The organism is Martinezella lusitana, from assembly GCF_014207095.1.
GTDB classification, from domain to species: domain Bacteria; phylum Pseudomonadota; class Alphaproteobacteria; order Rhizobiales; family Rhizobiaceae; genus Rhizobium; species Rhizobium lusitanum_B.
In genome coordinates this window covers 660,322-680,206 of record NZ_JACHBG010000002.1, presented here as the reverse complement: position 1 = coordinate 680,206, position 19,885 = coordinate 660,322, and the positions used below count along the sequence as shown (strand labels likewise).

At 59.4% G+C, this 19,885-nt stretch carries 18 protein-coding genes; 14 read left to right on the top strand and 4 right to left on the bottom strand.

The features are described from left to right. The first annotated feature begins 19 nt into the window (after positions 1 to 19). From lgt to GGD46_RS07780, 6 genes are all read left to right on the top strand, one after another. On the top strand, positions 20 to 907 hold the full coding sequence (gene lgt / locus GGD46_RS07805) for a prolipoprotein diacylglyceryl transferase (RefSeq protein WP_184703151.1): 888 nt from the start codon (positions 20 to 22) through the stop codon (positions 905 to 907). An 80-nt stretch (positions 908 to 987) separates the two neighbouring features. After that, on the top strand, positions 988 to 2,085 hold the full coding sequence (locus tag GGD46_RS07800; protein WP_184703150.1) for a class I SAM-dependent methyltransferase: 1,098 nt from the start codon (positions 988 to 990) through the stop codon (positions 2,083 to 2,085). Between the two features lie 133 nt (positions 2,086 to 2,218). Further along, positions 2,219 to 3,001: a peptidoglycan editing factor PgeF gene (gene pgeF / locus GGD46_RS07795; RefSeq protein WP_184703149.1), complete on the top strand. Its 783-nt coding sequence runs from the start codon at positions 2,219 to 2,221 to the stop codon at positions 2,999 to 3,001. A 1-nt stretch (position 3,002) separates the two neighbouring features. Further along, positions 3,003 to 4,154, top strand: coding sequence for a Xaa-Pro peptidase family protein (locus GGD46_RS07790; RefSeq protein ID WP_184703148.1), 1,152 nt, complete (start codon positions 3,003 to 3,005; stop codon positions 4,152 to 4,154). A 55-nt stretch (positions 4,155 to 4,209) separates the two neighbouring features. Then, positions 4,210 to 5,079 carry a hypothetical protein gene (locus GGD46_RS07785; protein WP_184703147.1) on the top strand — a complete coding sequence of 290 codons (870 nt, stop codon included), beginning with the start codon at positions 4,210 to 4,212 and terminating at the stop codon, positions 5,077 to 5,079. Between the two features lie 105 nt (positions 5,080 to 5,184). After that, the gene (locus GGD46_RS07780; RefSeq protein ID WP_184703146.1) at positions 5,185 to 6,117 is read left to right on the top strand and encodes a ribose-phosphate pyrophosphokinase; all 933 of its coding nucleotides are present in this window, start codon (positions 5,185 to 5,187) and stop codon (positions 6,115 to 6,117) included. Positions 6,118 to 6,232: 115 nt separating this feature from the next. Here the strand turns inward: GGD46_RS07780 and GGD46_RS07775 are convergent, their stop codons facing one another. From GGD46_RS07775 to GGD46_RS07765, 3 genes are all read right to left on the bottom strand, one after another. Beyond that, positions 6,233 to 7,468 carry an MFS transporter gene (locus GGD46_RS07775; RefSeq protein ID WP_184703145.1) on the bottom strand — a complete coding sequence of 412 codons (1,236 nt, stop codon included), beginning with the start codon at positions 7,466 to 7,468 and terminating at the stop codon, positions 6,233 to 6,235. A 25-nt stretch (positions 7,469 to 7,493) separates the two neighbouring features. After that, positions 7,494 to 8,948 (bottom strand): hypothetical protein, encoded by a 1,455-nt coding sequence (locus tag GGD46_RS07770; protein WP_184703144.1) that lies wholly within the window; start codon positions 8,946 to 8,948, stop codon positions 7,494 to 7,496. Positions 8,949 to 9,060: 112 nt separating this feature from the next. Next, a complete protein-coding gene (locus GGD46_RS07765; protein ID WP_184703143.1) occupies positions 9,061 to 10,500 on the bottom strand; it encodes a hypothetical protein in 1,440 nt (479 codons plus the stop codon). A 300-nt stretch (positions 10,501 to 10,800) separates the two neighbouring features. Here GGD46_RS07765 and GGD46_RS07760 point away from each other — a divergent pair, with 300 nt between their 5' ends. From GGD46_RS07760 to GGD46_RS07740, 5 genes are all read left to right on the top strand, one after another. Next, positions 10,801 to 11,412 carry a 50S ribosomal protein L25/general stress protein Ctc gene (locus GGD46_RS07760; protein WP_184703142.1) on the top strand — a complete coding sequence of 204 codons (612 nt, stop codon included), beginning with the start codon at positions 10,801 to 10,803 and terminating at the stop codon, positions 11,410 to 11,412. A gap of 242 nt (positions 11,413 to 11,654) precedes the next feature. Then, positions 11,655 to 14,021, top strand: coding sequence for an EAL domain-containing protein (locus GGD46_RS07755; RefSeq protein ID WP_184703141.1), 2,367 nt, complete (start codon positions 11,655 to 11,657; stop codon positions 14,019 to 14,021). A 14-nt stretch (positions 14,022 to 14,035) separates the two neighbouring features. After that, complete coding sequence (locus GGD46_RS07750) at positions 14,036 to 14,767, top strand: substrate-binding periplasmic protein (RefSeq protein ID WP_184703140.1); 732 nt, start codon at positions 14,036 to 14,038, stop codon at positions 14,765 to 14,767. Positions 14,768 to 14,840: 73 nt separating this feature from the next. Next, on the top strand, positions 14,841 to 15,560 hold the full coding sequence (gene pth / locus GGD46_RS07745; protein ID WP_184703139.1) for an aminoacyl-tRNA hydrolase: 720 nt from the start codon (positions 14,841 to 14,843) through the stop codon (positions 15,558 to 15,560). A gap of 1 nt (position 15,561) precedes the next feature. Beyond that, positions 15,562 to 16,035 carry a GNAT family N-acetyltransferase gene (locus GGD46_RS07740; RefSeq protein WP_184703138.1) on the top strand — a complete coding sequence of 158 codons (474 nt, stop codon included), beginning with the start codon at positions 15,562 to 15,564 and terminating at the stop codon, positions 16,033 to 16,035. 15 nt (positions 16,036 to 16,050) lie between these two features. On the opposite strand, the gene clpS is transcribed toward GGD46_RS07740, so the two are convergent. Further along, positions 16,051 to 16,362 carry an ATP-dependent Clp protease adapter ClpS gene (gene clpS / locus GGD46_RS07735; RefSeq protein WP_184703137.1) on the bottom strand — a complete coding sequence of 104 codons (312 nt, stop codon included), beginning with the start codon at positions 16,360 to 16,362 and terminating at the stop codon, positions 16,051 to 16,053. Between the two features lie 318 nt (positions 16,363 to 16,680). Between clpS and GGD46_RS07730 the strand changes: the two genes are divergently transcribed. The 3 genes from GGD46_RS07730 (at position 16,681) to ychF (ending at position 19,769) form a co-directional block, all read left to right on the top strand. Continuing rightward, complete coding sequence (locus tag GGD46_RS07730; RefSeq protein WP_184703136.1) at positions 16,681 to 17,901, top strand: RNA ligase RtcB family protein; 1,221 nt, start codon at positions 16,681 to 16,683, stop codon at positions 17,899 to 17,901. Further along, on the top strand, positions 17,894 to 18,511 hold the full coding sequence (gene prfH / locus GGD46_RS07725; RefSeq protein WP_184703135.1) for a peptide chain release factor H: 618 nt from the start codon (positions 17,894 to 17,896) through the stop codon (positions 18,509 to 18,511). The genes GGD46_RS07730 and prfH overlap by 8 nt, the downstream gene beginning before the upstream one ends. A gap of 154 nt (positions 18,512 to 18,665) precedes the next feature. Next, positions 18,666 to 19,769 carry a redox-regulated ATPase YchF gene (gene ychF, locus GGD46_RS07720; protein ID WP_184703134.1) on the top strand — a complete coding sequence of 368 codons (1,104 nt, stop codon included), beginning with the start codon at positions 18,666 to 18,668 and terminating at the stop codon, positions 19,767 to 19,769. Positions 19,770 to 19,885 lie beyond the last annotated feature (116 nt).

Below are 19,885 nucleotides of genomic sequence, written 5' to 3'. Positions count from 1 at the left end.
GATAACGGGCCTGACGATCTTGCTGACATCCGCCAATCTTGCCGCCATCCTCCCATTTCCGGACCTCGATCCGGTTGCCATTTGGCTTGGGCCGGTCCCGGTTCATTGGTATGGGCTAGCCTATGTGGCGGGCATTCTGCTCGGCTGGCTCTACGCGAGGCGGCTGATCGACAACGGCAAGCTCTGGCTGAACGATACCGCTCCGATGACCCGCCAGCATCTGGATGACTTCATCCTTTGGGCTGCCATCGGCATCGTCCTGGGTGGACGCATCGGCTACATCTTGTTTTACGATCTCGGGCCGGTTTTGAACGATCCGATACGGGCCATACAGATCAACAAGGGCGGCATGTCCTTCCATGGCGGATTAACCGGCACGACCATCGCCATGTTTTTGTTCGCCAGACGCAATAAGATTCCGGTCTGGAGCATGTTCGACATCGTTGCCGCCGTAGCGCCGATCGGCCTCTTCTTTGGCCGCATCGCCAATTTCGTCAATGGCGAGCTTTGGGGCCGCGTCACCGATGTTCCCTGGGCGATGGTATTCTGCAGCCAGCATCTGGTCGATGCCAACAACGGAATCTGCCCCGCCGGCCCCGACCCGCGCCACCCAAGCCAGCTTTACGAAGCCGGCATAGAAGGCATTTTGCTCTTCCTCATTCTGTTCGCGCTCTGCCGCTGGGCACTCGCGCTGAAAAAGCCGGGGACAGTCAGCGGTATTTTCATTATCGGCTACGCATTCTCGCGTATTTTTGTCGAATTCTTCCGTCAACCTGACCGGCAGCTCGGCTATCTGCTTGAGACGAACTGGCTGACGATGGGCATGGTGCTGTCGCTTCCGATGGTTGCCATCGGCCTGTGGGCAGTTATTCGCGCCGGTCGAGCAGCGACCAGGCAAGCGGCTTGAGTTGAGGGTTTAATGTCGCGTGGCCTCCGTCGAAAGACGCTCCCAGCTTGTTGCGGGTCACGCATTAGCGAAAGCAAAGAATGACGACGGCGCTCGGGGAAAAAATCAAAGCCATCATCCGCACCAACGGGCCATTGAGCATCACCGATTATTTTTCGCTGTGTCTCGCCGATCCGGTGCACGGTTACTACAAGACGCGTGAACCCTTCGGCCACTCCGGCGACTTCGTCACCGCGCCCGAAGTCAGCCAACTTTTCGGCGAAATGATCGGCGTCTTCATGGTACATGCGTGGCAACGCCATGGGACGCCGGTGGACGTGCGGCTCGTCGAGATCGGTCCCGGCAGAGGCACGATGATGGCCGATATGCTGCGCGTCATCGGTAAGCTCGCGCCGCAGCTCTATGACGCCATGACGGTGCATCTGGTCGAGACCAGCGAAAGGTTGCAGGGCTTTCAAAGACAAACGCTGGAGGCGCATGGCACGAAGGTCACGTGGCATATGGACTTCGGCGAGGTGCCTGCCGGTTTTACCCTGCTTGCGGCCAATGAACTCTTCGATGCCATCCCCATCCGCCAGTTCGTGCGCACGCAAAGCGGCTTTCGCGAGCGCGCGGTCGGGCTCGACATCAATGATGAGCTGACCTTCACGACAGGCGTCGCAACGCTCGATCCGGCGCTTCTTCCCGACGGCAGCCTGCCGCCGATAGGTACTATCTTTGAAATTGCCCCTGCCCGCCAGGCCGTGATGACAACGATCTGCGACAGGCTCGCAGTCCATGGCGGCACGGCGCTGGCCATCGATTACGGGCACATGACCACCGGTTTTGGCGACACGCTGCAAGCCGTGCGCATGCACGAATACGACCCGCCGCTTGAGCATCCGGGCGAAGCAGACCTCACCAGCCACGTCGATTTTCAGGATCTAGCTCAAACCGCGCTCGCCTCCGGCATGCACATCAACGGATGCTGTCATCAAGGCGATTTCCTCGTCGGGCTCGGCCTGCTGGAACGGGCGGCAGCACTTGGCCGCGACCAGGACGCGACCACCCAGGAGAGCATCCAGAACGCCGTGGAAAGGCTGGCCGCAGCCGGCGAAGGCAAGATGGGCGAGCTCTTCAAGGCTCTCGCGGTTTCTAGCCCGCCGATCGATCTCCTGCCCTTTCGTCCCGTCAGTTGAATAGTGACTGTCGATCCTGCGGATTGACAGTCAGCGCTGCGCTGGGCCAACATCCCGGTCAAATCGAACTGCTTCGCCGCAGATGCGTTGTTCATCGCACGACAGGCAAACCAGAACTCAAGGAACGCTCCAGTTGCCGACACCAATTGCAAGCACGCTGCTGAGCGCCGCCGAGGCTGCCGGCATTCGCCATGGCTATTTCACCCGTGCAGGCGGTGTTTCGGAAGGCATTTATCGCGGATTGAACGTCGGGCTTGGCTCGAAGGACGATCGCGAACATGTGCAGGAGAACCGCCGTCGCGTCGCCGGTTGGTTTGGCCTCCCGGTGAAGAAGCTGGCCACTGTCCATCAGGTTCATTCGCCTGATGTCATGACGGTCGACGTGAATTACGATGGAAACCGCCCGGAAGCCGATGCGATGGTCACGGCCACGCCCGGCATCGCGCTCGGCGTATTAGCGGCCGATTGCGGTCCCATCCTTTTCGCCGATCCGGAAAATCGCGTCATCGGCGCGGCTCATGCCGGCTGGAAAGGCGCGCTGACCGGCGTACTGGAAAACACCATCGATGCGATGGTGGCGCTCGGCGCCCGCCGCGAGGCGATCATCGCCTGCCTTGGCCCCTCCATCAGCCAGGCAAGCTACGAAGTCGGCCCCGAATTCGTAGATCGTTTCCTCGCCTACGATGCCGGCTATGGCAAATATTTCGTACCGTCCGAACGAGCCGGCCATGCGATGTTCAATCTGCCAGCACTGACCGTCGATCGCCTGCGCAAGGCGGGCGTGACAGCCGAAAGCCTGAACCTCTGCACCTATCCGGACGCCGACCGCTTCTTCTCCTATCGCCGCACGACGCATGCGAAGGAGCCGGATTACGGCCGGCAGATCTCAGCAATCGCCATCGCGGAGACAAGTTGACATGGCCCTGCATTTCGAACGCAGCGAATTCGATGCCCGCCTCGCGCGGCTGCTTGCCAGAATGCAGGAAGAAAAGCTCGATGCCATGCTGCTGTTCGCGCAGGAGAGCATGTACTGGCTGACCGGCTACGACACGTTCGGCTTCTGCTTCTTCCAGACGCTGGTGGTCAAGGCGGATGGCTCGATGACGCTTTTGACGCGCTCTGCCGATCTTCGCCAGGCGCAGCTCACTTCGGTCATCAAGGATATCCGCGTCTGGGTCGATCGCCCCAATGTCGATCCGACGCTCGAACTCAAGGAATTGCTCGTCGAACTCGATCTTCTCGGCGCACGCATCGGCGTCGAATACGACACCCACGGCATGACGGGCCGCATCGCCCGACTGCTCGATCATCAGCTGTCCAGCTTTGGCCAGATTATCGATGCCTCTTATATTATCAGTCGCCTCCGTTTGACAAAGAGCCCGGCAGAGATCGCCTATGTGGAACGGGCAGCGGCACTTGCGGATGATGCGCTCGACGCAGCCCTGTCGCTGATCAAGCCGGGGGCGGACGAAGCCGATATTCTGGCCGCCATGCAGGGCGCCGTCTTGTCCGGCGGCGGAGACTATCCCGCCAACGAATTCATCATCGGCTCGGGCCAGGACGCACTGCTCTGCCGCTACAAGGCAGGACGCCGCAAGCTCGATGCCGACGACCAGCTCACGCTCGAATGGGCCGGCGTCAATGCCCATTATCACGCCGCGATGATGCGCACCGTCGTCATCGGCAATCCCAGTCATCGACATCGCGAACTCTACAGCGCCTGCCTGGAAACGCTGCAGGCGATCGAAACGATCCTGACACCCGGCCACACGTTCGGCGACGTTTTCGACATGCATGCCAGGATCATGGATGGGCGTGGCCTCGCCCGTCACCGGCTGAACGCCTGCGGCTATTCGCTCGGCGCCCGCTTCTCGCCCTCGTGGATGGAGCATGAGATGTTCCACATGGGCAATCCGCAGGAGATCGCGGAGAATATGTCGCTCTTCGTGCACATGATCATCATGGACTCCGACAGCGGCACCGCCATGACGCTCGGACAGACCTATCTGACCACATCCCAGGCTCCGAAAGCCCTCTCGCGGCACCCTCTCGAATTTCTTAACCGTTAGCGGCGTAATGTAGCGATCCTGAACGGGACGACCGGAAAGAGGAAGGATCGCGCCAATGGGACTGGTCAGGATAACATTGACTGTCGCCGGCTTTTGCCTCGCGCTCTCTGCCTGCAACACCACGGACGCTTTGACGCCGCCCGAGGCCATTGGTTATGCCGGCTCCAGCCCCGTCACGCAGCGCGATGTCGAGCGCCTGGCCGCAGCGCCACAGCCCCGTCGGAGCTATCAGAACTCGCAGGATAGCTTCGGTTATCAGCAGCAGACTTCCCAGCAGGCCTATCAGCCCCAAAGCAACGGCGGCAGCGGCTCGCTCGACGAACAAGCGTCGGCGCTGCGCTCGAGCGGCACCAACCCCTATGCCTCCCGCCCCTTGGACGGTGCTCGCACAGCGTCGATCCCCCAGGCCAACGACAATCAAATTTCCGAGAGTGACGAGCAGCGCGAGGCGGACCGCCGCCTTTCGGAAGACCCGCCGCCGCAACAGCAGCAAGCAGCTGACGATCAGCAGCCGGACCAGCAACAGGCATCGCTGCCGCCGGCCGCAGCGGCCACAGGCGGCAGCAGCATCCGCTTTCTGCCGATCATCGGCGCGCCCGTTCAGGCTGTCACGCCGCTTTCGCGTCAGCTCGGTGCCGATGCCCGTTCGCTCGGCTTGACGATCAAGAGTTCCAGCGACGCCAGCGCAAGCTACATCCTGAAGGGCTACCTCTCAGCCTTCGAGGACGGACCGCAGATCTCCGTGACCTATGTGTGGGACGTACTGGATGGTGCCGGCAACCGCGTCCACAGAATCCAGGGAGCCGAAAGCGCTCCGTTGAAGCGCGGCGATCCGTGGACGGCGGTCCCTCCAGCGGTCATGCAGAAAATTGCCACCAAAACCATGGCAGATTTCAACTCCTGGCGTAATTCCAGCGGTGGATAGTCACAAGCTTTTCAGAAATATGAAAGGTAACGCGCCTCTACCCCTTGCATTCGAGAGCGAGGTGATTAAAAGCGCGGCTATCAGGTTGGTAACAGGCGGACCACAATGAAGGTTTTCGCAGGCAATTCGAACCGGCATCTAGCCGAAGCGATCTGCAATTATCTTAACGTTCCTTTGGGCAAGGCTAGTGTCAGGCGCTTTGCGGACCAGGAAATCTTCGTCGAGATCCAGGAGAACGTGCGCGGCGAGGACGTATTCGTCGTCCAGCCGACTTCGTTCCCGGCCAACGACCATCTCATGGAACTGTTGATCATGATCGATGCGATGCGGCGCTCCTCGGCGCGGCGCATCACGGCGGTTCTTCCCTATTTCGGCTATGCCCGTCAGGATCGTCGCGCCTCCGGGCGCACGCCGATCTCGGCCAAGCTGGTGGCCAATCTGATCACCGAGGCAGGAGCCGATCGCGTTCTCACGCTCGACCTGCATGCAGGCCAGATCCAGGGCTTCTTCGACATCCCCACGGACAATCTCTACGCTCTGCCGATCCTGACGCGCGATATCAAGGCAAACTACGATATCGGCAACGTCATGGTCGTCTCGCCTGACGTCGGCGGTGTTGTCCGCGCCCGCGCGCTTGCCAAACGCCTCGACTGTCTGCTGGCGATCGTGGACAAGCGCCGTGATCGCCCGGGTGAATCCGAAGTGATGAACATCATCGGCGAAGTCACCGGCAAGGATTGCATTCTCATCGACGATATCGTCGATTCCGGCGGCACGCTCTGCAATGCGGCCGATGCCCTGCTTGCACGAGGCGCGGCAAGTGTTACCGCCTATATCACACATGGCGTTCTCTCCGGTGGCGCTGTGACACGCGTGACAAATTCGCAGCTGAAGGAACTGGTCATCACCGATTCCATTCAGCCGACGACGGCCGTGCAATCGGCCCCAAACATCCGCGTCATAAGCACAGCAACTCTCATCGGCGAAGCCATTAACCGCACCAGCCAGGAAGAGTCAGTTTCCAGCCTGTTCGACTGACGTCGGATAGCGCCCTGGAGCAATTCGAGGAAGTGTGCGTAGCGTTTTCCGCCCTGAATTGCGTAGCAGTGAAAAGACGGAGAATCTTCGCGATTCGAAGAAAAGCGGAAAGGCTCTAGGAAGCCTTGGCTTCGGCTGAATGCGTCTGTCGCCATGCCAGTAGGCCAATTCCGATCAGGCCGGAGACGAACACCGCTGCGCCAGCTCCCATGATCGACGGCCCGATGCCGAACCATGCAAACAGGCTCGGTGACATGAGATAGGCCAGAAACAGGCCGGAAAAGATCGCGCACATCATCAGACGATAGACCTGCCCGAGACGATGCGGTTCGCTGCGCGTCTGCATCAGATGCAGCATGGCCAGATTTTCGAAGGGGCCGTTAATGGCCGCAAAGCAGGCGACGATCATCAGCCACATCCGATCATGCATCAGCGGCAACAGAAAGACCCCTGCCCCGAAAGTCAGCTTCGCCGCAATGATCCAGACGACGGGCCGGCGCGGCTTGATGCTGCTGAGAATGAGATTGGTCGTGACGTTGCCGACGCCGTAGGCCGTCATCATCAAGCTGTAATCCGTCAGCGGATCGGCGCTGGTTTCTCGCAGATGCAGGATCATCCCGAGCAGGATGCCCATGGCCCAGGCGATGTTTCCCATCAGATTGGTGAACAGGCCATAGAGAATGGCGGCGTGGCCTCGCGCGACACGCCATCCGCCGAGAACGCCGTCCACAACGGCAGCCATGCCTGAAAATTCGCGCCGACGCGGTGCGGCCGGCAGCTTTGCCACAGCCAGCCAGACGGCCAGTGCCGAAAGCAGGAAGGTCGCGGCCGTCACGGTAAAGAATTGCGACTTCGGCAAAAAGCCGTTCACGAGGGCAATCAGGCTCGGCCCGAGAATGCGCGCCATGCGGCGCGTGGCATCAAAGAGGCCGTTGGTGGCATGCCGGACATCCGGATCGACGGCGATGGTCGGCAAAGTCGCCTGCAGCGACGGGTCGAATGCCGACGTCAGCAAGGCAATGCTTCCGGCGAGCACCATTAGAAGCGGCAGGCTCATCAGATGCAGAAGGCCGGCAAGCGACAGTATCAGCAAGAGCGCCGCCCTTACGAGATCGGTCGCGATCATCGTGGTGCTGTGCCGCCAGCGATCCGTGAGGATGCCGCCGAAGAGGCTTCCGAACAGCAGCGCTCCGGACTGCAGTGCGGACACATATCCCGCGTTGCTGCCGATAAAATCCGCCGCGATCCAGACGACCGCGACCATGTAGAATTCCGAGCCCGTGGCCGCCAGCACCTGGCCGGCCCACAGAAGAGAGATCGAGCGCTGGCTCAACGGCCTCAGAACAAACATGGTCGCATTCTGATTTCAGAGTGGCTTACTTCATGACCTGGCCGTTGACCGTCACGCTGCCAGTATCGGAGAGATCGATGTCCCAGCGCGACCGTCCATCAGCATCCGTCTTGGCAAAACCCTTGGCCATCATCAGACCGAAGGAGAGCTGGGAAAGATCGGCCTTCGTCTTTGCCGCTTCCTGGACGGCAGCAATCGTCTTGTCGAGATCACGTGCGAACACGGACATCTTCATAGACACGCGATCTTTCTCGTTCAGCCAGCCACGCATGCTTCCGGTCGCCTCGACATCATAGAGACCAGAGACGGCGCTGATCTTCGGGAAGTTGATCGTCATCGTGCCGTCCGGGAACATGGCCTCCTGCAACTTGGTGTCGAGAGCCGCCTTGCTTTCCGGATCATTGAAATCGGCCTGCTGGAAGACATCCATCAGGGCCGAAAAATTCAGGTTGGGCATCTGAATCTGGAAGTCGGTCACATCGGGAATGAAAGCGATATAGTCTTCGGGCACCAGACCGGTGGCCAAGGTAAGCTTTTCGGCGCTCAATCCAAAATCGGCGTTCATCGCGTTGGTCGGGCCAGCCAACTTGACGAAGTAACCCAATTTCTGCAGGCCGCCTTCCCCGAAGGGGGTCGTAACGGAAATATCCTTGGCGGTGATGGCCTCATCGAAGGAACCGACGATCGGCATGGCATCCATGAACAGCGCCTTCAGCGCCTTGCTGTCCGCGTCGGAGAGCGTCTTCTGGTCCTTGTGCTCGGAGACGAAGTGCAGAATGGAATTGACGGCCTTCAGCGGCAGCTTGGTCGCACCGGCGTTGAAGTCGATCGCCGCCACCTTGATTTCAGCAAGCGTCGCATCCGCGGACGAAACCTTGTCGTAGAACGACTGCATGCTTCCGTTCATCTTGACGTCGAGCCTGCCGGCCTCGCCACTATCGGCGGAGGAAAGCGTGTAGCCTATGCTATCGACCGTTCCTTCGTTCTTCTGGGCGCTGGCGTCGTTGGTCTTCGTGGCGAAGGTGATGCCTTTGCCCTGCAGATCGGCCGATCGCAGATAGTGGAGTGCCGGATCGAAGACGCCTTTGAAAACGGAGGAGGCCAGCGCGTAGCGGAACTCCACATCAGGGTCGGTGCCGGGCTTGGACTTCGCGGAAATGTCAAAGCCATTATTGCCCTCGACGTTCCAAAGGCCGCTGTCCAGTGGCGTCGCAAACATCGTCAATGGCTTCAGGCCGCTGATCTCGAAACCAGTGATATCGAGCTTGTCGAACAGCGCCTTCAGGTCATAGGTGACCTCATACTGAGAGCCGGTCGGCTTTACCGAGATGCTGCCGCTCTTGGCAATATCGTCGGGCAGGAAATAGGTCAGATTGCTGAAAAGATCCTTCGCACCCTGCTCGCTGACATCAGCCGCCTGCGTGGCGCCAGCCACACCTGCAGCGAGGACAGCCGCCGCGGCAACCGCTTTGAAACGCATAATTTACCCCCAAATATGATGGAAAAGAAATGTGAAAGCTCGAAAAGCACCATCCGGCTCTTCAAGCGGAGTTGTGTCTTTGCCCCACGGCATCACGCGCGCCTGCGCCGCTTCAGGGCTTCTTCATCACCTGTCCGTTGACCGTTATCGTTCGATCCTCGTCCATCGTGACATCCCAGCGCAAACGGCCGTCGGGATCGGTCTTCGCAAACCCCTTTGCGGCCAGCATGCTGATGGAAACCCTGTTGAGACGGGCGTCTGCCTTCGCAGCCTCCTGAATGGCGGCAATGGTCTTGTCGAAATTGCGCGCCAGGATCGTCGCCTGCAGCGAATAATCCGAATGCGCCTTGGTTGAGCCCTTCAATGCGCCGGAAACCTCCAGGTCGTAGACGCCCGAAGTAGCGCTGACCTTTGGAAATTCAAGCGTGCCGTATCCATTCGGGAACATCGTGCGCTTGACGGCCTCGCCGGACATGGGCGCCGCCCGCGTGGTGATCGTCTCAAGCGCTGTGTCGATGAGGCCGGAAAAATTGATATTGGGAACACCGAGCTGCACATCCAGCGTCTCCGGCAGGAAGGACGCGTAAGCTGCCGGGACAAGACCCGCATCCGGTGTGAAATGCTCGGCCCGCAGCCCCAGATTGACATTCGAGGCCTTGGTCAAGCCGTCCATCTTGAAGCTGTAATCGATCCGCTTGATGCCGACCTTTCCCTTGTCCGTCGCGATGACGGCATTGTTCAACGTCACCGTCTTGCCGAGAGAGCCGAACACGGGCAAGGCCTTGTGCACCAGCTGCTCGAATTTCTCGCCGCCGCTCTCCGAAAGCTGCTTGGTCTTGATGTGCTGAACGAAGAACCGGATGAGTGCGCTCAGCTCCTTCACAGGCAAGCTGGTCGCGGTAACGTTGGTGGTAACGCTATCGGCACTGAAGCTGAAGGGCGAGCCCTGCGGCAAAGTGAACGTCTCGTTCAGTTGCTGAAGCGAGCCTTGCATTTGCAGATCGACCTTGCCCGCTTCGCTGCTATCGGTCACCGTGTGGGCAAACGAGGCGCTGTCGATGGCGACATCGACCTTGCGGCCGCTTTTTGCTCCGCTGCCGACGCTCGAGAATTTCACGCCGCCGCATTTGACGCCCATCGAGCGCATCATCTCGATCGACGGATCGAATATGCCGTCAAAGGAGCTTGACGCGATCGAAGAGGCGATATCCGAGGTCGGCGAATGCACGGCGACATCGAGACTATTGCCGCCCGTGAGATGCCAGCGGCCTTGTTCGACAGGTTTTGCAAACAGGGACAATGGCTTGAAACCCGTCACCGAAAGCACGTTGGAGTTGATCTTGTCGAAGAACTTCGCAAGATCGTAGGTAATCTCGTATTGGTCGCCCGCCGGCTTGACGGCTACGAAGTCGCTTCGAGCGAGGTCGCGTGAAAGCGGAGAGAGCAGGATGTCGCGGAGATCGTCCGCACCCCGCTGACTGACGTCGGCGGCGTGCGATGCGCCGGTAAGGCCCACGGAGAAAATCGCGCCGACGATAAGCTTGGAGCGCATGCTCGACCTCACCTTCTGCCCCTGATCGATTGAACTCGACTGTTGAAGAGGCCGAGCGTATATGTCAAGCCGTTGATAGAAATGACACCTGCGGCTCGTGCCTCTCAGTTGCAATGTCATCACAGCCCCCTGTTTCCAGGGGTGCTTGCACCTTTCATCACTTTGTATTATACGCCACGCGTCCGCGTAGACACCCTTGGAGGCAACGCGGATGAGGCAGGGCACGCCCTCCTCCAGTTCAATCGATACGGCGTATGACCGACCGGATGAACTCTCCAAATAACCTCGAAAGGAATAGCTATGAGCCACGAAAGCTACGAGCTCAAGGCCGAGGCGCGCGAACGGGTTGGTAAGGGGTCCGCCCGTGAACTTCGCCGCAATGGTCTGATCCCCGCTGTCATCTATGGTGACAAGCAGGCCCCCATTTCCATCGCTCTCAACACCAATGAGGTGACGAAGCGCATCCACGCCGGCGGCTTCCTGACGACGATCGCAACGATCGACGTCGACGGCAAGAAGATCAAGGTTCTGCCGAAGGACTATCAGCTCGATCCGGTCCGTGACTTCACGGTTCACGTCGACTTCCTGCGCGTTTCCGGCAACACCGCCGTTACCGTGGAAATCCCGGTTCACTTCGAAAACCATGAGAAGTCCCCCGGCCTCAAGGCTGGCGGCGTACTGAACATCGTTCGTCACGAAGTCGAAGTTCATTGCCCGGCAGACGCCATTCCGGAATTCTTCTCCGTTGACCTCAGCGGCCTGAAGAGCGGCGACAGCGTTCATATCTCGAACGTCAAGCTGCCGAAGAACGTCACGCCTGTCATCGCCGACCGCGACTTCACGATCGCAACGATCGTTGCTCCGGCAGCCGGTCTTGCCGAAGAAGAAGGCAGCGAAGAAGCCAGCGCCTAATCGGCCTCTTCATCGTAACATTCGAAACCCGCCTCCCCCTTGGGATGGCGGGTTTTTCGTGTTTGGCGCGAATATTAGAGAAAGTAAAAATAAAGATTTCTTGAATCTATACTTCAATCGAGGTCCATTAACCCCAGAGTTTCAGCAACATTTAACAGATTCATGAAAATCTACGCGAAAGAGTTGTGGGGAGCGGCGCACCCAGGATGCGGTTGGCCTGCGACTGGGGAGCAAACGGAATAATGAGTCATTCGGTCGAAAACAGGTTTTTCGCGATCGTCTGCGGTGCGCTGCTGGTTTTCGTGGCGCCACTCTTCATTCTGTTCCTTTTTCTCTCCTCCGAGCGCGCAGAAAAAGAAATCAAGGATCACATTACCGTTCTGCTCGTCGCCAATGCCCAGGCGCTGGCAAAGCCCCTATGGGATCTGGACGAAGACAGCGTCACGCAGATCAGCGCTACGACGGTCGCTGAAGGCGCAATCGTCAGGGTGAATGTCCGCGATCTTTCTGGCCAGCTCGACGTTACGCAATCGACCATCCCGAAATCCTACAAGGGCAATCTGGAATCTGTCTCCCGCCCGATCATCTACAATGGCGTCGATGGCGCCAAGAAACTCGGCACCATCACCGTCTACTATCCCGAACTCGGCCTCTTCGATGGGCTGAAGAATGAAGAGATCGTCTTCATTTCGATCTTCATTTTTGCCGTGTTGACCGTTTTCGGCGCAGCGCTGATCGGCAACCGCATCTTCGTCATTCAGCCGCTGATGCGGTTGACACATGCCATCGAGGCGACCCGCCGTCTTGGCTCGCGTCATCATGTCGACTGGCAGTCGAGCGACGAGATGGGTCGGCTTGCCAGCAGCTTCAACGACATGCAGAGCAAGCTACAGCGCGAAGAAACCGAGTTGAAATTCGCCCATCGGCGGGCGACCGACACTTACAATCTGACGCCCGCTATGCTGTTCTCGCTCGACAAGGACGATTGCATCGCCGCCGTCAGCGACTATTGGCTTGCCGCCACCGGTTATGACCGCGCCGAAGTGCTCGGCCGCCGGTTCGCAAGCCTGGTCCTTCCGGATTCGCGCTCGGAATACAGCGAACGCAAGCACGACAACCCCGACAGCGCCGCTCGCCTTGCCGTGACGGTGAAATTCCTCTGCCGTGACGAGCGGGTCATGGACGTCCTGATCCTCGAAACCACCGCGATCCAGGACGGCCTCTCGCTTTCGGTCATGACCGACGTCACCGAGCTCAAGCAATCCGAGGACCGCAATCTGCGGCAGGCGATCACCGATCACCTGACCGGCCTTCTCAATCGTCAGGGCTTCGAGACCGCACTGGACGCCAAGATCAACGAGGCAGACCTACGCAAGCGCGAGCTCGCCTGCCTCTTCATCGACCTCGATCGCTTCAAGTGGATCAACGACAATATGGGCCATGCCGCCGGCGATGCGGCGTTGCGGGAACTTGTCGCGCGCCTGCAGGAATGTCTGAAGCCCGGCGATATTGCAGCTCGCCTGGGCGGCGACGAATTCGCGATCCTGCTATTGGCCGAGGACGCGGAAGCGCGGGCCTTCGATATGTCCGCCCGCATCGCGGAAATTTTCGAAGCGCCCTTCGAAGGCGACGCGCGTCTCAGCGCTAGCATCGGTATCGCCATCTATCCACGCCACGCCGCAAACGCCGCCGAACTGCTGCTGAAATCCGACATCGCCATGTACGCCAAGAAGCGCGACGGGAAGAACGGTGCGCAAATCTTCGACAATGGCATGCTCGACGACTCCCGCAGTCGCGCCGAGTTGGAAAGCAATATCGAGAGCGGCCTCAACGAAGACTGGTTCGAGGCATATCTGCAGCCGATCGTGAATATCGACGACCGCTCGGTTGCCGGCTTCGAAGCCTTGATGCGGCTGAACCATCCTCAGAAAGGCATCCTGCCTCCTGCCCGCATTATCGAGGTCGCCGAGGAAACCGGGTCCATCGTGCGCATCGGCAATCGCATCATGGAAAAGGCGATCGCCAGTTTCGCAAAGCTGTCCCGTCTCGACGGCATGGAAGACACCTACCTCGCCATCAACTTCTCGCCGCTCCAATTCGAGCCGGAGCTGCCGGTGCGCATCGCCGCCCTGCTCTCGCGCTACGATATCTTGCCGCGGCGCATCGTCGTCGAGATCACCGAGGCCGTGCTCATGGATGACAATCCGGAGACGCGCATGGTCATTAACGAAATCTGCCGCTATGGCTGCCGCATCGCGCTGGACGATTTCGGCACAGGCTATTCGTCGCTGAGCTATATCAACCGCTTCCCGGTCGACATCATCAAGATCGACCAATCCTTCATCAGGGCAATCAACGACACGGCTTCCGATGTCAGCGCCAAGAGCCGCATGCTGGTCGAAAGCATCACCACGCTCTCGCACAAGATGAACTGCACCGTCATAGCCGAGGGCGTCGAGACGGAAGAGGAATGCGCGACCCTGCGCACCATGGGCATCGATTATGGCCAGGGCTATCTCTTCTACCGGCCGCAGCATCCGGACAATCTGATGAAGATATGGACGGGCCTGATACAAGCTCATCCAACCCCCGTAGCCCAAGCATCCTAGCGAAGAGGAACCGCATGCGAAAGCCGCTGCTCATCATTGCAACCAGCCTGTTTTCGCTCTCTCTTCTCTCTCCAGCTCGCGCTGAAACGGTTCATTTCACCACAGAGGAATATCCGCCCTTCAACTATCGCGAGGGCAAGACGCCCGTCGGCGCCACCACCGAACAGGTTCAGAAGATCATGGCCGACATCGGCGTGAGCTATACGATCACCGTGCTGCCCTGGGTTCGCGCATACAATCAGGCCTTGACGGAACCGATGACCTGCGTCTTCGCCACCGCCCATAATGAAGAGCGCAACTCGCTGTTCAAATGGGTGGAACCATTGCTGATCGATCGCAGCGTCCTGATCAAGCATAGCGGTTCCAAGGTCGCGGCAGCAAACCTGGATGAAGCCAAGCAGTATCTCGTCGGCACCTGGCGGGAAGACTATACGGCAACGATATTGCACCGAAACAATTTCCAGCGCATCGACGTCGGCAGCGACTTCAAGGCAAGCCTGAAGAAGCTGATGAGTGACCGCATCGACCTGATGCCGATCTCGGAATTCTACTTCGACAAGCTGAAGGACGAAGGCAACGCGGTGGAAGAGGTAGCCGTCCTTGCGCAGCAACCCCTGAGCATCGCCTGCCAAAAGGATTTCCCGCCCGATCTTCTGAGCAAGATGCAGACGGCACTGACCGCGCTGATCGCCGACGGAACGCAGAAGCGAATTTACCTGAAGTACGGCCTGCATCTCGGCGACTGATCGCATCTAAACTTGACTTTGCCGCCATTTCCTTGTGGTGAAGGGCGTCAGCATTTTCCAAGGGGTGAAGCGCATGCTTCTCATCGCGGGTCTCGGCAATCCCGGCGCCAAATATCAGAGCAATCGCCACAATATCGGCTTCATGGCGGTGGATGCGATCCATCGTCGCCACAGTTTTTCGCCCTGGTCGAAGAAGTTCAAGGCCGAGATCGCGGAAGGCGAACTCGGAGGCGAGAAGGTGCTGCTCATCAAGCCGCAGACTTTCATGAACCTCTCCGGCGAAGCCGTCGGGGAAGCCATGCGCTTCTACAAGCTTGAGCCCTCCCATCTTGTGGTGATCTACGACGAACTTGATCTGGTCGCCGGCAAGGCGCGATTGAAGACCGGTGGCGGCCATGGCGGTCACAACGGCATTAAATCCATCGACGCGCATGTCGGCCGCGAATATCGACGCCTGCGCCTCGGCATCGGCCATCCGGGCGCCAAGGAACTCGTGCATAATCACGTCCTCGGCGATTTCGCCAAAGTGGACAGGGACTGGCTTGAACTCCTGTTCGATTCGCTTGCCGATAATGTCGACATGCTGGTGCGGGGCGAAGATTCGCAGCTGATGAACAAGATCGCGCTCGCGCTCGGCGGCAAGTCGGAAGACGATGCACCGAAGCCGGAGAAGAAGGCGCCGGCTGCCAAATCGCACATTCATCAGGCGCGCAACCACAGCCAACCGAAGATACCGGAAACCGGCCCCATGGCCGAGATGCTGAAGAGGATGTTCGGCAAGAAGGACAATTGAAATGCCGGGGGCAGCCTTCAAAGACAGCGCAGAGATTAGCATCCGGCCGATAACAGCAGCGGATCTACCGACGCTCATTGCCCTGTACCAGCATTTGAACGCCGACGACCCGGTGCCGGAGCTATCGTTGGCACAGCGCCGTTTCGCGGAAATCCTCGCCCATCCCGGCATGACCATCTTTGCCGCCTTTGACGGCGCGAAGGCCGTTTCTTCCGTCACACTGGCGGTCATTCCCAATCTGACGCGCGGTGGTGCGCCCTATGCACTGATCGAGAATGTGGTGACACACGCCGATTGCCGCCAGCGCGGCCTCGCCGGCACGGTTATCCGTAAGGCAATAGCAACGGCGTGGGACAAAGACTGTTACAAGGTCATGTTATTGACGGGGTCAAAAGACCCGGCAACCCTGCGCTTCTACGCCAATTGCGGCTTCATGCAGGACAAGACCGGCTATCAAATCCGTCGCCCTGTCTGAGGCGCAACCGTAACCCTATTCTTCCGGCTCGGTCGTGAACATCAGCGGAAAGCCTCCGCTTTTCGCAAGATCAATCGCCTCCTGCGCCTTGGTCTCGGCGATATCCCGCGCACAAACCATGACAACGCAGGTACCGAGCTTGTGCGCCGTCATCATGACGCGATAGCCCGTCTCCTCGCTCATACGGAAGACGGCTTTGAGTACCATGATGACGAATTCCCGCGGCGTGTAATCATCGTTCACGAGAATGATCTTGTAGAGCTTCGGCCTATCGACCTTCGGCTTGGTTTTAGTCTTTGGTTTCAGGACAACATCATTGTCACTCATCGGCATCACCGTTGACGACAGGAAAAGGGCTTTGGAATGATAGAAGGACTATAGTGCAGCGCGCCACATCGTTCAAGAACAGTCCTGTCAAGGAGACAATGTAGTCGGCGGCGGCCACCAGCAAAACCAGGGCTTGCAATCCGTCTGATTTCGCCTATAAGACGCCATCTACTAACTCAGGTTCGGGAGCAGCAAAATGAAGAGCACAGCTTCATCGCGCCCCTTAGGGGCACAAGCTTAAGCAGCGTAGACGCGCTGCGATGAGCTTTTTCGATCGGCATTGACGCCGAGAGATTGACCCATCCTGGGAATATTTTCATGGGCAATTCCATAGGGACCTCCGGTCCCATCGCTATGCGCTGCAATCAGCCTGCTGCCGCGGTCGCACATTATTTCACATCGAAGTCCTGGATCGAAGGGACGGCACTGGAACAGCTCGGAGAGATCGCAAAGCTCCCCGGCATGCTTTCGGTCGCCAGCTTTCCCGACCTGCACCCCGGCAAATACGGGCCCGTCGGCATGGCCGCACTAGCATCGAGGCTCTATCCGCAACTGATCGGCAACGATATCGGCTGCGGCATGGCTCTTTTCGAATTCGATCTGCCTCAGCGTAAGTTCAAGCTCGACAAGGCGGCGGATATGCTGCGGGGCTTGGAAAACATCAGGCTCGATGTGTCGGATGTCTCGCAGACCGACCGATCGCTCGACCTCGAAATCAGCACGGAGACGCTAGGTACGATTGGGGGCGGCAATCATTTCTGCGAGATCCAGGCAGTCGAAGACCTGCTTGAGGAAGATGCAGGCCAATTGCTGGACAAGCAGAAGCTCTATCTGCTCGTTCACACCGGCTCACGCGACCTCGGCGCCAAGGTGTTCAACCGCACCATCGACGTGAGCTGCGGCTTAGCTGAAGGCTTCGATCCGATGTCCGAAGCCGGCATGCAGTGGCTGCAGCTTCATGATCTTTGCGTCGAGTGGGCCAAGCTCAATCGGCGCATGATTGCGCAGCGGGCCGCTGTAGCCCTGCGGACGGACTGCAGGCTGATCGCCGACATCCCGCACAATCTCGTGCGGGCGACGGCGGACGGCTACGTCCACTATAAGGGCGCGGGTGCCGTCCAGGATTCCGCGATCGCACCGATCGCCGGCTCCAGGGCAAGCCTGAGCTATGTCGTCGAACCGCTTGCGGCTGCGGCAAAGTCGCATTGGGCGATCTCGCATGGAGCCGGTCGGAAGTATGATCGTCGCAACATGCATGGCCGGACGGGTTCCACCCGCTCCGAGCGGGAGGCGCTGCTGCGCAACCCGTGGGGCGGCATCGCAATCTGCGACGATCGCAAGCTCGCGATCGAGGAGGCGGCCGGCGCCTACAAGAATGCCGGTCAGGTCATCGCCGATCTGGCCGATCACGGCCTCATCCGGCCGCTGGCATCGATGAAGCCTCTCATTACCTACAAGAAGGTCAGCATCGATCACGAGGAGCCGAAGAAGGATCGCATGCGGGACCGCAGAGCAAGCGGGAGGCACCGGGATGTCTGAAATTCATCTTCTCGCAACCTCAGGCAACGGCCCGGCAGAATGCAGGGTCGCGCTGAAGGCCCTGCTGTCCATTCTGGAGAGCGAGGCCCGCGACAAAGGCTGCGAGATCGAGGTTACCGCGTCGCGGGCACCCGATCTGCACGGCCCTGTTTCGGCAATCATCACGCTGCGCGGCGCCGAGGCACATCGCCTCGCAGCAGATTATTGCGGCTCGATCCGTTTCATCTTCAAGAGCAGGATCAGGCCGGGACACAAACGGCAAAACTGGTTCGTCGGTATCAAGCAGATCGAATTGCCCGATACGGCAAAGGAGATCCCGAGCATTCAGCGGGACGATATCCGCTTCGAGACACTGCGTGCCGGCGGCCCCGGCGGGCAGCACCAGAACACGACCGACAGCGCCGTCAGGGCAACGCATATCGCGACCGGCATTACCGTAACCTGCCGCGATGAACGTTCTCAGCACCGCAACAAGGCGCTGGCGGTAAGGCGACTGGAGGCAATGCTGCAACTGCTGGCCGAACGTCAGAATCAGAACGCCAAGACCGCCCTCTTTCTCGCCAACAAGGAGCTGGAGCGCGGCAATGAAGTAAAGGTGTTCCGACTTTGAAAGGATGACCCGCTCGGCTGAAACCGGGCGGGTCATTTGGTCCAAAACGCCCCTTTTTGCCGGAAAATAGGCTCGGCTTTCGCACAAGGCTTGACCCGCAACGGCCCTTCCCCCATAGGCACTGCAAAGATTTTCAAGATATGGACAAGGTGCCATGGGTTTCAAATGCGGTATCGTCGGGCTGCCGAATGTCGGCAAGTCCACTCTGTTCAACGCGCTGACCAAGACGGCGGCGGCGCAGGCGGCCAACTATCCGTTCTGCACGATCGAGCCGAACACGGGTGAAGTCGCGGTTCCCGATCCGCGCATGCGCAAGCTTGCCGACGTTGCCAAGTCGAAGGAACTGATCCCGACGCGCATCTCCTTCGTCGATATCGCCGGCCTCGTGCGCGGCGCGTCGAAGGGCGAAGGTCTCGGCAACCAGTTCCTCGCCAACATCCGTGAAGTCGATGCCATCGTGCACGTGCTGCGCTGCTTCGAAGATAGCGACATCACCCATGTCGAGGGCCGCATCAATCCGGTCGCCGATGCCGAAACGATCGAGACCGAGCTGATGCTCGCCGACCTTGACAGCCTGGAGCGCCGCACCGAACAGACGCGCAAGCGCGCCACCGGCAAGGACAAGGAATCCATGGCGATGCTGCCGATCATGGATGCATCGCTCGCATTGCTGCAGGAAGGCAAGCCGGTTCGCACGCTGCTGTCGAAGCTCGATGCCGAAGAGATCCGCATCCTTAAGAGCCTGAACCTTTTGACCTCGCATCCGGTGCTCTACGTTTGCAACGTCGCCGAAGGCGATGCCGTCAGCGGCAACGAGCATACGGCGGCCGTCGCGGCCATGGCGAAGGAACAGAATTCCGAAGTCGTCATCATCTCTGCCGCGATCGAGGCTGAGGTGGCGCAGCTGCCGGAAGAAGAGGCGAAAGAATTCCTCTCGGCCCTCGGCCTCGACGAAGCCGGCCTCGACCGGCTGATCCGCGCCGGCTACAAGCTGCTGCACCTCATCACCTACTTCACGGTAGGCCCCAAAGAAACGCGCGCCTGGACGATCGAACGCGGCACGAAGGCGCCGCAGGCAGCCGGCGTCATCCATTCGGACTTCGAGCGTGGCTTCATCCGCGCCAACACCATCGCCTATGAAGACTACATTGCTTTCAACGGCGAAACCGGCGCGAAGGAAGCCGGCAAAGCGCGCGACGAAGGCAAGGAATACGTCGTCCAGGATGGCGACGTCATCCACTTCCGCTTCAACACCTAAGGCATGCCGCGCGAAAGTGTTGGCCGGACTTACGACACCCATATGCGCGAAATCAAAGGCCTGAAGCGCGAAACGCGAATCTGAGAGATCACGACGCGCTTCAGCACACCTCGGCT